Annotated in this window: 7 protein-coding genes; all 7 read left to right on the top strand. The window is 44.7% G+C overall.

Annotated elements, in window-relative coordinates; genetic code table 11:
* Nucleotides 1–1,213 precede the first annotated feature (1,213 nt).
* The 7 genes from ABEA08_RS03335 to tnpC all read left to right on the top strand — a co-directional run bounded on the left by ABEA08_RS03335 (nucleotide 1,214) and on the right by tnpC (nucleotide 13,790).
* Nucleotides 1,214–1,561 (top strand): hypothetical protein, encoded by a 348-nt coding sequence (locus ABEA08_RS03335; protein WP_345333293.1) that lies wholly within the window; start codon nucleotides 1,214–1,216, stop codon nucleotides 1,559–1,561.
* A gap of 362 nt (nucleotides 1,562–1,923) precedes the next feature.
* Nucleotides 1,924–2,223 (top strand): hypothetical protein, encoded by a 300-nt coding sequence (locus ABEA08_RS03330; protein WP_345333291.1) that lies wholly within the window; start codon nucleotides 1,924–1,926, stop codon nucleotides 2,221–2,223.
* Nucleotides 2,224–2,225: 2 nt separating this feature from the next.
* The gene (locus ABEA08_RS03325) at nucleotides 2,226–9,530 is read left to right on the top strand and encodes an RHS repeat domain-containing protein (protein WP_345333289.1); all 7,305 of its coding nucleotides are present in this window, start codon (nucleotides 2,226–2,228) and stop codon (nucleotides 9,528–9,530) included.
* The gene (locus ABEA08_RS03320) at nucleotides 9,527–9,958 is read left to right on the top strand and encodes a hypothetical protein (RefSeq protein ID WP_345333287.1); all 432 of its coding nucleotides are present in this window, start codon (nucleotides 9,527–9,529) and stop codon (nucleotides 9,956–9,958) included. The genes ABEA08_RS03325 and ABEA08_RS03320 overlap by 4 nt, the downstream gene beginning before the upstream one ends.
* Nucleotides 9,959–10,808: 850 nt before the next feature.
* Complete coding sequence (locus ABEA08_RS03315; protein ID WP_345333285.1) at nucleotides 10,809–11,072, top strand: hypothetical protein; 264 nt, start codon at nucleotides 10,809–10,811, stop codon at nucleotides 11,070–11,072.
* A 733-nt stretch (nucleotides 11,073–11,805) separates the two neighbouring features.
* Nucleotides 11,806–12,168 carry an IS66 family insertion sequence element accessory protein TnpB gene (gene tnpB, locus ABEA08_RS03310; protein WP_345333283.1) on the top strand — a complete coding sequence of 121 codons (363 nt, stop codon included), beginning with the start codon at nucleotides 11,806–11,808 and terminating at the stop codon, nucleotides 12,166–12,168.
* Nucleotides 12,169–12,263: 95 nt separating this feature from the next.
* Nucleotides 12,264–13,790 (top strand): IS66 family transposase, encoded by a 1,527-nt coding sequence (tnpC, locus tag ABEA08_RS03305; protein ID WP_425557319.1) that lies wholly within the window; start codon nucleotides 12,264–12,266, stop codon nucleotides 13,788–13,790.
* The last annotated feature ends 8 nt before the right edge of the window (nucleotides 13,791–13,798 follow it).

The raw sequence follows: 13,798 nt of genomic DNA, 5'->3' as shown, positions 1-13,798 counted from the left end.
TACTCAAGCAGTGTGATTGCGGCTCACCCAGTCAGCGCAACAAGCTTAAACGGGCAGGCTGGGATGACGATTACAGGGCGAAAGTGTTCTTTGGGTGAATTGTGATCAAAGTATGCTCCCGCCCTGGACGAGTGTATTTAAAGTAATCCTTGGAGTAATATTAAAGTAAAGTGACCGCAAGTAGATTGATAAAATGGGTTAGTGGTTTTCTATTGTATTGTATTGTTCGTGAGTGAAGTTCGTTATTTTAGCTTGACTTTACGGCTATTGGATCCTGCATAATAGGCTTCGAAGGAAAGGTCTTGTGGAGTCGGGGGGTATATATTGACTGGTAAAGTTTCATCTGTTCTCAAGTGGATTTATATGACCAAATTGAAAATAATGATGCCGCATTTATTTGCGCTTGCGACTTTTGTTCATTGAGTGCGTTCGCATCGACTGGCAGCTGTAGCGATGTTCGCTGTGTAGGCGTCGGCGCTGAAGTGATTACGAGTGTATATCCCGTATCAAATGGTGATGTGTACCTTGGCGCACCGAAATCATCGGGTAACTTAAACTGTGAACTTGTAGAAGGAGCATACTTGACATTAGAAAGAGGGCATTCAAATTTCACACAAACATATTCACTTATTTTGACTGCTATATCTACTGAAAAGAGAATGAATATCAGAATTGTTCCAGGCTCGACAGACTGTCGGATTAGTTATGTAATGATGTCAATAGACTAGTATAAGAGATACGATTATACATAGGGTTGCTGAAGCGATATTGATGTTAACACCTTTAAATGATTTTAGTTTTGACGGGTGGTCTGGACTTACAGGAATAATTTAGGCTCGGGTTTACCAAAATGAGTTTACTTTTTACAATTGGACACGACGTCAAATATAAGTGAGTTCGAGACAAGCCAGGATCTAAAGTTGGATATAGGAGATGACATCTCTAAGGATAGGCAGTTCAGCAACATTTCTGAGCACCTATATGACAGGGAAAAAAGTTACTTTAGCTCTGACGGAATGCTCCAGAGGGGGGAACAGGATTACTACTCAGTAGTTGAGCAGTTTCAGCTCAAGTGACAAAAATGTAGGCTATGCCCGATTGTTTTACATTATCTGTGATTTCGTTTCCTTCAGTGGCAGAAACAAGCCTGTGCACAATACTCTGGCAGCCACTAGGTAATCGATTCTATCTTCATTAAGAATGAGAAATATCAATGACTAAAAAATTAAACACACTTGCGCTTGCGATCTTTGCTGTCTCTGTGACGCCGTTTACTGTTTTAGCTGGCACGACCATTTGCGTCTGTGAGCCACGGGAAATAACAGTTGGTTTTACTGGTCAAAACGATAAATACATGAAAGTGAACTGTATTGATGGTAGCTCATACCCATTGGGGAGAGTTGATGATCTCAAATCCAATATGTACTTATCTTTAGTTTCTAGTGCACTAGTTGCGGATAAAAGAGTACGAGTAACATTTTGGGATGCAGCAGACCGCAGTTGCGAAGACTATAGCGAGCAGTGGAGAGAAGCCCCAGTCGGAATTGGGTTAATAAAGTGATGAAAAAGTTTATAATTGCAATGCTTACTTACTTTTGTGCTACTGCTTCACAAGCGACTACTATTAGTCAGCATAATGTCGAAATAAATCGAATTTATACCGGATATAAAACAGGGGAGGATTATTTCTCGATAATAAATGAAGTCGTCAACCCGAGTGGATGCCAAAATACGGTCGGAAGCCACCGACTATATTCTTTAAATCCCGACGATAACGACATGTCTTCAGCCTTAACCTCTCTTGTAGCTGCAAAGTCTCTTGGGGTAACTATTGATCTTCAGCTCTTTAAAGACTCTTGTTATAGCGGTTATGTCAAAGTGCGTAGAATCGCATTTTAGCAATTGGGTGTATTTATGAGAATAATGAAAACCATAATAGTCGGGCTTGCATCTGCAACATTAGCATTATCACTTTCAGATTTTATTGGTGTAGACAAGGGGAATATAGATAGGGAATCAACTGACGAGCTAGTCGTGAATACTGTAGAGCAAAACTCTCCAAATATACTTAGAGCAAAAATATTAACCATGGGAAAAGAGATATCGGAGTCTACAGTAGCTAGTGTTGATATTGATACTGATGAATATAGTGAAGGAAACGGCGTTAGACTTGCAAGTGCAATGAGGCAAATACAACACTTAAAGGACTTGGTAGGTGAGTGATTGTGGAAAGTAATTTAATAAAAAAATCAATAGGAATGCCATTTCTGCTTTTCTCAATGAGTTGCGCCTTAGCGAATGATAATTCAATTGGTAGTATAGCATCAGAATTTAATGTCGTTGATGGAACGGCAGTATATACCGTGCCAATTTTGAGTGTACCAGGAGTTGGTGGAATGGCTCCTGATATCTCGCTCAGGTACAGTCATAATAGTGGGCCAGGATATTTAGGTATGGGGTGGTCTATCGATGGGCCAAAAATGTTCCATCGATGCGAAAAAATTGAAGCCATTGATGGATATAATCAGAATTTTCAATATGAATCTACCGATGCGTACTGCTTAGACGGTCAAAGAGTGTTGCTAGTTAGTGGAGAACCAGGTCAAACTGGATCCGAGTATAGATTGCAGTTGAATGGAGTCGATCGCATTACAATTTTAGATTCTGATGATAATGGTCCATTATCTATTCAGATGCGGTCTAAAGGAGGAGTTCATCACGTCTTCGATGTTACGCAATACGGCAAATATGCAAGCAAGGCTCCTATTCAATTAAAACTATCTAGATCCTGGGATGGTCTAGGAGGACCTGATTCTGGTATATATTATCACTATTCAGAAGTAGGTGATACTAATCAATTTCGACTGTTAGAGAAAATTACCTATAATGATGGTAATGCATCAGTTGTGTTTGATTGGAAGCCGGATTCAGATGCAGAGACTGGATGGTTTAATGGTAGGAAGCAGGAAGATAACTTTTATCTTGATCAGGTGGATGTAGTAGATAGCTCTACAGGTGTTGTTTGGAATTACGCTTTAGTATATAAAGATGATCAATTTGGTGACCGGTACTTGACTGAAGTCCGGCAGTGTGATGCAGACAAGGTATATAGTCATGACAATTCATTTTGTCTTCCTCCTTTAGTATTTGAGTATCAGTGGCAGTCACGAAGCACTGATGAAGTGTCTTATACTAAAAACCCCACAGAAATCCTTGGTGGAGGGCCAGATATTGAGAATAGAATGGCATTTCTTGACTTAAATAGAAATGGAGTCAGGGACCAAGTAAGGTTTGGTAGCCTTGGGACAATGTTTATCAACTTTGAAATTATACTAGGTAAAATACAGAGTGTGAATGGAAAGGTAATCCCTGTTTGGGATTACAGAAATGAAGAGCAATATATTAATGGCCTTATAAGCGAAGAATCTGGCTTTTCCGTTATTAATAATGCAGATAATATTGAACTGATAGACATCAATGGAGATGGGTATGAAGATATTGTATTAAAGAAAGGTGCAGATGTTGCAGTTGTTTTTTCTTCTGACTTGTACCAGGCCATTCAACAGGGTGGAAGTTGGTGGCCGACTTACAATGTTCGTGGTTGTACAGCAAGTGGTTTTTCAAATAAGAGTGCCTATTTCGCAGATTTGACTGGAAATGGGGTGATGGAATATGTTTGTGAAGGTGTAAGAGAAGACAGTTGGGGCCATATCATTCAGGAGTATAGGGAATGGACAGGTGATGAGTTCGGGCCCCCGAATCGGATAGTGTCTCCAGGAAGCTACATCATATCGGATAGGCCAATTATCAGCCAGTTAGTTGATTTGACTGGTAATGGAGTGCCAGAGTTAATTTCTCATTATAAGAGGCGTGGTTCAAAGTATGAGAGCACCGGTGTTAGGGTATATAGATATGTTCCAACACGCAGTGAATATGAGTCTCAAGGGAAGTGGGTACTGCAATATCGGTATGATGATGAAGAGGCTTTGGCCGCTTTTTCGGTAGACTTCAATCGTGATGGCACTCCGGATATTTTATATAAACACTACGATGGAAATGCACGTTATAAGGTTCTATTTGGGAAGGGAGATGGGACATTTATTTCTCCGGGAAAGACGGTGGCACTCTTTATAGATAAAGACAAAGAGAACGTTCGAATTGGTAGCCATTTTGGTAGAGGTATATCAGATGTGGCTTATACATTTGATGGTTATGCCCCACTTAGTTTTTATTCTCATCGTAATGATAGTAAAAAACACAAGTTGAATTTATATGGTGATGAAGACGAGTTCATCAATAGAATAAAACGGATGGATATAGCCGATTTAAACGGGAATGGGGTCGGAGATATTTATGTTCTCCGGAGAAAAAATAGTAGCTCTAGTAGTCCTTATCGTACTTCTTATGTGTTTCACTCTGACAGAGGAATAGATGAAACGTTTTTGAAAAAAGTTTCAAGTCGAGATGTTAACTCGACTGAAATTTCATATGAGTCTATCGCTGGCTTCAAAGCGTTTTATGACAACGAGTTTATTTATGCTAGATCAGACAAGCAAAGGGAATTCCTAGATAAAAATACAGTGCCGGTTCACAGTGGGTCGTTTCTTGTCAGTAACGTAAAAGTACGGGGTAAAGCCACAGGTAACGTAATATCTCACTTGGAGTATCAATATGGAGGATTGAGAAACAGCCTTAATGGTCGAGGCAACTTAGGTTTAGGAAAAGTAGTAGTTACAGACCATTTTACAAATAGAGAAACGGTAGAGCATCGTAGTGTGATGTATCCATTTACTGGAAAGCAAATGGAAGCATGGGAATATATCATTAAAAACAATGGCTCTAGGCAACTATTGAACCATTCTGAGAATGAGTATTGTTATACTGGCAGTATGGTTTTACCTGATGTTTCTGTATGTAATTCGTCGAGTTTATTGAAAGTAGAGTCTTCGTCAGATAAGCCATTGCTGTTTGCTCACCTGTCCAAAAGCAAACAGACAGGGTATGAACTCGATGGAACCAAAGTTAATGAAGTAACTGTAACGAACAGTAACTTCGATAAATACATGAACGTCGGACGAATTGTTTCTAGCGCCGACAACCTTGTATCTAATGAATCGTATACAACGGATACTGTAAGTACGTATTATCCAGCGAACGAGTCTGAATGGATAGTTGACCGCGTCGAGTCAACAAGAGTAACACATGCTCTAACAGGTCAATCCCCGATAACGAAGAAAGCAAGCTTTGGCTACTTTGACAATGGCCTTCTTCAATGGGAGCTAAGCGGTGATAGACAGTCGGAGTGGAGTGAAGTTAGATATGCCTATGATGGGGTTGGTAATATTACGTCTACAACGACAAATGGTAGTGACTTGCCTTCCCCGCGCGTCGAAACATATGTCTATGATCCCTCAGGACGTTTTATTGAAGAAACATTGATTACGGCGACTAGCCACAGTGTCAATGGAGGCAAAAAATCCTTCACTCAAAAGTCTACTGCAACTTACGATCCCGTAACCGGCTTTACGAAAAGCGTTACTTCGCCCGCGTTGCAAGACAAAACGGATGGAGCAATCAGATATGAGCATAATTGGTTTGGCGAAGTTATTGAGGAATGGCGACCGGGCGTTAAAGAGCCAATTCAGTTTAGTAAGCATCGGGGTGCAACGAAGTGTCAATCTGAAGGAATATCTGATTTTGCTTGGTGTCAAGTTACCCAAGAGCCGGATGGGCCACAGAGCATTCAGTCTTATAATCGTCAAGGACAATTGTTAAGAGAAGCAAAAGAATCATTATTGCCGAATCATTCTGGCAACACACCTAACCAAAAGATACGCTGGGTTTATACCGACTTTAAATATGATGCAAGAGGAAACATAGCAAAAAGCTCTCGGCCTTATTATAAAGGGGCTATCGGTCAGCATTGGGTTGAGAGTAGCTACGACGATGTAAATCGTGTCACAAAGATGCTAGACCCCTGGAAGCCGGGAGCTAGTCGCTCTCAGGCAACAACCGTTTATTCGGCAAATAAACAGACTTTGGTTGATAGGAACGGAGTGAAAACCGAACGATATACCAATGTACTCGGTGAGATGTCTAGAGTGATTCAAGATGGCCGTGCGGAGGTGAGGCATGAATACTATGCAGACGGACTACTTAAGCAGACCACTCAACTTGATGCAGGTAAAAGTTACGTCACTAGTTTCACTTACGACATACTGGGCAATAAATCAACACAGAAAGACCCAGCAATGGGAACTTGGAGTTACACCCATAATGGTGTAGGCGAGGTGATCGAACAGGTTGACGCAAGGGGAACGACGACAACGTCCTTCTACGATGAATCAGGTCGATTGTATCGCTCTTTAAAGGTTTCGAAAGATGGTAAACGGCAAGAAGAATCTCTTTGGGAATATGATACGCAGCTAGTGGGCCTTCTGTCCGCTGAAAGGCATCGAGTTAAGGTCGATAATGTCTGGTTACCAGAACAGGACGTAACAATTCGCCATCAATACGACAAGTTTGCCCGGCCAGAGATCACAACGCAAAGCTTTGATGATGATGTTGACGGCTCCTTGACGACTGTCGAATTGACGTCGAGTGTCGGTTATGACGACTTCGGCAGAGTCGTTAAGGAAGTAAGACCTGACGGCTTCGTGCTTTACAACGAATACCAAAATGGTTACTTACACGCGATTAAAGGGCCCTCTGAGCAGCACAACCTAGAGCTTACGAAAGAGGAAATCGATAATCTGATCCGTGATGCTGTCGAAATGGCAGAGGCATATACTAACAAAGCCAAAGAAGCACTATCACAGGCAGAAAAGTTCGCATCCTGGGCGATGGAAACGCTAAAAGTTGCTGATTCTGTGGTTAGCACTGACAACGTCAACCCAGACACCGTCGGTCGTTATGGTGATAGACCTCATGCGGTATGGCGCAGTGACAGTGGTTATTTGGTGTTTGAAACACCCGTTATTATGGTTCCTATACACGGTGAAATTTTATTTATTGTGCCAGTAAAGCCTGAATTTCACTATTTGTATAACCCCAACGGTGGTGAACTATTGCAGATCTCTGCTGATGAGTGGAATGCCGTTCTTGCAGGCGAAAATACAGACTACGGAGAGTTTATTAAGTCAAATGACAACGCTTGGTTTGGTGACTTCAATGGCGACGGGCGAACTGACTTTGTGGTTCTTGATGGTGCAAAATACACCAGTAATCCGTTTGTTCAGCCGGGATGGCAAAGTGAACTCAATAAGCTAGCTGCTGATTACTTAGCGGCCTATCAACTGTTGATGGCTGATTATGAACGATACATGGATGCCGTCGAAGACTTGATCTTGCTTACCGAGGACGTAGCCTTGATGTCCGGACACTATGAGCTGCAGTCCGATATTGAACTAGAGCGGGCTGATTTGTGGTCGAAACTGCAAGAAGCGGACAACGATGGTAAAGGTTACCTCTATTACTGGAAAGCCCAAGAGATGGATGCGTCTGGACGAGTGCGTGCTGAAGTGTTTGGTAACGGTGTAAGCAGTGACTACTACTACTTTGAAGGCAGCGGTCAGTTGATGCATATCGACAGTCGAGGACCCAGTGGAGCAAGTGATGCTTTCAATATCAATGGTCAAAATTGGCTACGTCAGATGCGTTATGGTTACGACAGAGAAAACAACGTAACGAACAGAGAAAATCTGACGGCCGGTATTACCGAAACGTTCAAGTATGACCGACTCGGCCAACTGCGAGAGGCTACCTATTATTCTATGAATCATGCCGTCGCTGGCAAAGGGAATCGATTTACTGAGAAGTTTGAATACGATAATCGTGGAAACTTCACTCAAAAGGACGGCGTAATTTATCACTATGGCAATAGAGCTTATGCGCCGGAACGTGTCGGTGATGACCAGCTCCATTACAATGAGAATGGTTCGGTGGAAACCATGGGCGATCGCCGTTTCGAGTGGGATCTGGCTGAGAGAGCGGAAGTTCTGCATCGCGGTCAAGACTGGGCACAATACAGCTACATAGGTAATGGTAGTCGTTATCGTAAGGTGTCCAGCAGTGGCGAGCGGCTTTACTACTTTGGGAAATCCTATGAACGTCGATTGAGTGAGGGGCCAGAAGGCGCCCAAGTGGAGCATCATAACTTTATCAATGTCGGGGGACGCTCTGTTGCTGTCAGCATGGATGTACGACGCAAAGAAGGCGGTGCCATCAGCAAAGAGATCCACTACTTCCATAATGACGCGCTAAATTCGGTTGATTTAATCACCAATGCGCGCGGCCAGGTCGTCAGTCAACGTCTGTTCGACCCTTGGGGGAAAGCGCGGGCAATCGATTGGCAAAGCACCGGAATGCGCACGCAATCGCTGTTTGCCAGTATAACCAACCGTGGCTTCACCGGTCATGAGCACATTGCAGAAGTCGGGCTCATTCACATGAACGCAAGGGTGTACGATCCGACACTCGGCATATTCCTCAGTGCCGACCCAGTTTTGCAAGACCCTGAAAATCCGCTGAACTACAACCGCTACACCTACGTATGGAACAATCCGATGAAGTATCACGATCCCAGTGGTAACTTCATCACCCTGATAGGTGCCATAGTGGTTGGAGCAATGGCTTCGTCTGGCTACGCTTTAGCAGCTCAGATGGCGGTGGCATTTGCTTTTGGCTATGTAGGCGGCAAGATTGCGGGACAAAGCGATAGGGATGCATTTTTCTCCGGACTCACCTCCGCCATATTTGTCGGAGTCGGGAGTGCCTTAGGCAGTGGGGGACTGACGGAGTCGTTTGCCGATACTTATATAGTTCCATCGGTCGTCCACGGTTTTGTAGGTGGTACGCTCAGTGCGGCTCAAGGTGGCGACTTCACTTCGGCGTTCTTGTCCAGTGCGATCGCTAAAGGGGTTACTCCCCATGCTAAAGGCTTGGCGGGAGAGAGTTTTAAAACCATGGGCGTCAACTTTGGCGAATTGGCGATTGCGACGATTGCCGGAGGGTTAACCGCAGAAGCTGGAGGAGGAAAATTCAAAAATGGTGCAAGAACTGCTGCATTGGCAAATTTGTTTAATGAGCAAAATGTAATGGGTAGGTTGTCAGAGTACATGGGGCATAAAGTCACATATAAAAAGTACTCTGAGACGGCAGCCTTGAGTAAAGAGTTCCCTGTTGGAAATTGGGAAGTCGTAAGCATCGGCAAGGGATTATTTAGCATTGATTTTAATACCACTATTGGCCCCAAGTTACCTGGTGTGGGTCAATTGAACTTTGGGAAGGTTGGACTTTATAGAGTAGATATGGCCGAATTTGAAATGATTGACAACTACTCTATTCCTGGATATTACTCAAGTGGAAAATTCAGAGAAATATCTGAAGGTAGGTCAATGTGGATTAATGAGGGGCAAACTAAAGGAAATATGTTGCACTTTAATAAATCGTGGTATGCTCCTGCAATGGAAAGACGAGATGGTAGCGTAAGATTCTGCTCTGCTTGTGATGGTTGGGACTTCAGGTTTTGATTAAAAACAATGTTATAAAAATCCTTTTTAGTGTAGTTGTTGCTATAACTTCTTGCGTTGTCTTCGTTAAAGGGCATGTTGCAAATGTTTCTGGCGCTTCTTTATCAGCGAAAAATGAATACCTTGAGATTGTAAGGTCAGGTCTGCCAGATGGGGTGCTAGTACAAGATATTATTAATTTTGAAGATGCTCGCTCTATAGGGGATAATGCTGCGTACAGTTATGTTTTATCAATCCAGAACGAATTGCTTGGTTTGGGAATGATTATTTATTGTGTTGTTGTACTATTATCTAGAAGTGCTTTTTATGGATTCGTGTCAACGATTCCTTTTTGGGGCTTTCTTTTCGTCTTTTCAAATTGGCCATTTTATGCGTTTATAATGATGGCGCTAGGTTTTAATTTCATTCATAAGCGATTTGTTTTTTGAAGTAGCATAGATATTGATGAGGCGTGCCTATATAAAGGTACGCTTTCATCGCCACTATAATACCCTAAGGGTAACTTATGTTCGGTACCGACAGCTCAATGTGTCTGATGATGTATAGCGTATATATACGCCTAATATATTTTGGCCAGTACCGTTATTGCCGAAAACACTAGGAATTAAAAATTATTTTTTTGCTAAATATAAAGATTGTTGGTACCCAATGAGTGCGGCGGCATGGCATCCGTCGGCAACGGTTAAGATAAGTAAGGTTTATGCTTATGGTGATGGGAAAATGCTTTTTTCAGGGCTCTATTTTTCGGATGCAAATTGCAATCATAAAGGGAAATTTACGATTCTCGGTTCACACCCTGTAACCGTTCACTAGAGTGGAGTTGACGCGCTATGAAGAAGCCAATCCGAAGACATCAGGGTACGGCTGCCGTGCCATCACAGCGGAGATGATTTGGCTAACGGTCTTCATCGGTGAGAGGCCCCGCTTCTTGCTGGTGTCCACTTTTACCGGATCGGATCACCACTTGTTGATCCATTTTTTGTCGTCATCGTTGTCACCATTGGAACAGTAAGTTACCAGACTTTTTACTGCAAACTTCTATATCTTTTTAGCAAAACGGTTCAATCCAGATGGTTCGCCCTTTGGTTTAGCCTGGTTGTTGTACTTATTCAGGTTTCAGTAATTTGCATACTTACAGTCGCAACATAGCCAGACACTAAAAGCGGGTCGCAATCGTTAGGTTGGCTATTGCTGACACCTCGCAACTCTTCACCAACCAAGCCGCTTCCGCTGAGCGGGGCATTATATGCAGTTCTGTTATCAGATAAGGAGATATGAATGAGATGGTTGGTTAACCTGGCTCACATGAACGGTTCAGGCGCGTCAGAATGGTACATCCGTCAGTTAATCATTAACTATGTTGTGCGGCCAGTACTCTATTGTCTAGGTGTACCTCTGCTATTTCTTGCGACTCTGGGCCGTTACCCCACAAAACAGCAACTGCGCAAAGGAAGTGGTTGGATATATTTTTCTGGAATGTTGACCTTTGTCTTGGTGATCGCAGCCATCGCGAAGTTCAATGCTATCAACGCAAGCATATAAAACATGCACGGCGAGCGCGTACTCTCACGACGCTCGTCTCCTGCTGAGGGCGCTAGTTCTCGTTAGGAGCTTGTATGAGACAACACATAGAATCTTTACACTATGGAATAGCACGAAAGTTCTCAGAGGCGAATGTTGTCAATCCACTGGAGCTTGCAAGCTGCACACTCTCGGCTCTGTTGACACTGACTCTATCTGGCCTTGTCTTGCTTATATCGTATTTCACCAACACTCGTGTGCCTTCCGGTGTTCTGCTCTTTGCACTATTAATAGCAAATATTGTTTCTCGCCAGTTTCTCTTCTCTCCCTCGGTGAATAATGTGACATACCGGCAGCGAGCCCGAGTTTATTTAAGTGAAAGCCAACGATATAAGTACAGACGCGTTGGTTACTCTGTCGCCGTTTTGCCATTGGTCGTTTATGCGTCATTACTGATATACATAACAACTTGTTGAGCCGCAGATCCACAACGACACACTACCGGCGACTCGCATTGCAATGCCCCACTCCACAGGCCGGTCACGTTCGCTGCACGGCGGGTCCCGCCGACTCTTAACCGCCAGAGCGGGGTGCTGAGCAACAAAAAGCCCGCACGCGGCGGGCTTTCATCTTGCCATTCGGCGGCGGCTTTAGGCCGGAATGCGCCTCTCTTGTAAGCGTCCGGCGAAACCCGTCTGGTATCTACTGACCTGATAGATAAGCTCATTCTCTGCGATCATATGAGGATGAGTTCATGTTTCCGGTTTCCAGCCAACTTACGGTCACGCTGGTTTGTGGCGTCACAGACATGCGCAAGGCCATCGACGGCTTGAGCAACATCGTCGCTTACGAACTCACTCAAGAGCCGTGCTCTGAGCAACTGTTTGTCTTTTGCGGCCGTCATCGCGACAAGCTCAAGATCCTTCAGTGGGCCAATAATGGTTTCTGGCTTCATTACAAACGGCTCGAAAAAGGCAAATTCAAGTGGCCCGGGATCGAGGACGAACAATTGAGTTTGACGATCTCAACTCGGCAGTTGAACTGGCTGTTGGAGGGCTTGCCGCTGCAAAATGACGGTGCGCATCCTAAGCTCCACTACCGCTATCATGACTGTTAAGCCTTATTCCGAATGATCATAAAAACAGCTCAACGACCACCTTTTAATCTAAGTAAAAACAAGCATTTAAGGCAATAACTTGGTAGCTTGGTTATATGCCGTTAGATATTCACGACTTGCCCGATGACCCCGAATTGCTCAAGCAAATGCTTGCGCAACAAGGTCGTGCGTTCGACGAATTAAAAGCCAATTACCACTCTTTGCTCGAACAGTTTCGCCTTGCTCAACAGCGCCAGTTTGGCAAGAGCAGTGAAGCCCATCCTGGACAAGGCGAACTGTTTGACGAAGCCGATGCCGAGGACACCACTGACGCTCAGTCAGAGCCTGAGGTTGAGGCGATAAGTTATACCCGCAGCAAGCCGAAGCGTAAGCCTTTACCTGCCGAACTCCCCCGAGAACAGGTGGTGCTGGATCTGGCCGACGAAGACAAGTTCTGTGATTGCTGCGCCAGCGAACTGCATCAAATCGGTCAAGACACCTCCGAAAAGCTCGAGTTTATTCCGGCGCAGCTCAAAGTCATCGAAACCATCCGGCCCAAGTATGCTTGCCGTCACTGCGAGCAACACAACGAGTCGGTTGAGGTAAAGCAAGCACCACCAGCCAAGAGTGTCATCCCAAAAGGGATCGCCACCCCCAGCCTGCTTAGCCAGATCGTTACCAGCAAGTACCAGTACGGCTTACCGCTGTATCGGCAGGAAGCGATGTTCAAGCAGTACGGCATCGATCTGAGCCGCAAGACCATGTCGGACTGGATGATGCGCAGTGCCGATGCGCTCCGACCGTTGTACGAACGACTGCGCCAGGAACTATTGAACGAGCCTATCCTGCAGGCGGACGAGACCACACTCCAGGTGGTAAAGAAGGACAAGTCTACCTGTTACATGTGGCTCTATTGCAGCGGTGCTGATTCCCCCACGGAGCACGGCCCACTCAATATCGTATTGTATGACTATCAGAACAGTCGTGCCGGACAGTGCCCGGTGAAATTCCTGGATGGGTTTTCCAGCTATCTCCAGGTGGACGGCTATGCCGGTTACGAGCAAACCGCGGCGACCTTAGTCGGTTGCTGGGCTCACGCGCGGCGCAAGTTCATTGAAGCCAAGAAAGTGCAGCCGAAAGGCAAGACCGGCAAAGCGGATATGGCGATCAACCATATCCAGAAACTGTACGCCATTGAGGCCTCAATCAAGGACCAAACGCCCGACTTCAAACGTGCCGCGCGACAAGAACGGGCAAAACCTCAGTTACAGGTTTTCCGGCAATGGTTGGAGAAGTCTGCAGTACACGCCCCGCCGAAAAGCGCCTTGGGTAAGGCCATCAGCTACTGCCTGAATCAGTGGCACAAACTCGAGCGCTACGTTGATGATGGTGAGCTCAACATCGATAACAATCGGGCCGAACGTGCCATCAAACCGTTTGTGATCGGTAGGAAGAATTGGCTGTTTAGCAACACCTCAAATGGTGCACAGGGCAGCGCTACGTTGTACAGCATCGTTGAAACGGCGAAGGCCAATGGATTGGTGCCGTACGACTATCTGACCCATCTGTTCGACCGGTTACCACACTTTGAACCGGACGCAGACCTCACCGAGCTCCTTCCTTGGAACGTTCAGATACCCTAATCAGCGGT

The organism is Ferrimonas pelagia (genome assembly GCF_039543565.1).
Lineage (GTDB): Bacteria > Pseudomonadota > Gammaproteobacteria > Enterobacterales > Shewanellaceae > Ferrimonas > Ferrimonas pelagia.
The sequence above is the reverse complement of the archived record's forward strand: the minus strand, read 5'-3'. Positions and strand labels throughout refer to the sequence as shown.

Coding starts and splice junctions, on each gene's coding strand:
- ABEA08_RS03335 (WP_345333293.1), top strand. CDS start 1,214: ATGACTAAAAAATTAAACACACTTGCGCTTGCGATCTTTGCTGTCTCT.
- ABEA08_RS03315 (WP_345333285.1), top strand. CDS start 10,809: ATGAGATGGTTGGTTAACCTGGCTCACATGAACGGTTCAGGCGCGTCA.
- tnpC (WP_425557319.1), top strand. CDS start 12,264: ATGCCGTTAGATATTCACGACTTGCCCGATGACCCCGAATTGCTCAAG.
- ABEA08_RS03330 (WP_345333291.1), top strand. CDS start 1,924: ATGAAAACCATAATAGTCGGGCTTGCATCTGCAACATTAGCATTATCA.
- tnpB (WP_345333283.1), top strand. CDS start 11,806: ATGTTTCCGGTTTCCAGCCAACTTACGGTCACGCTGGTTTGTGGCGTC.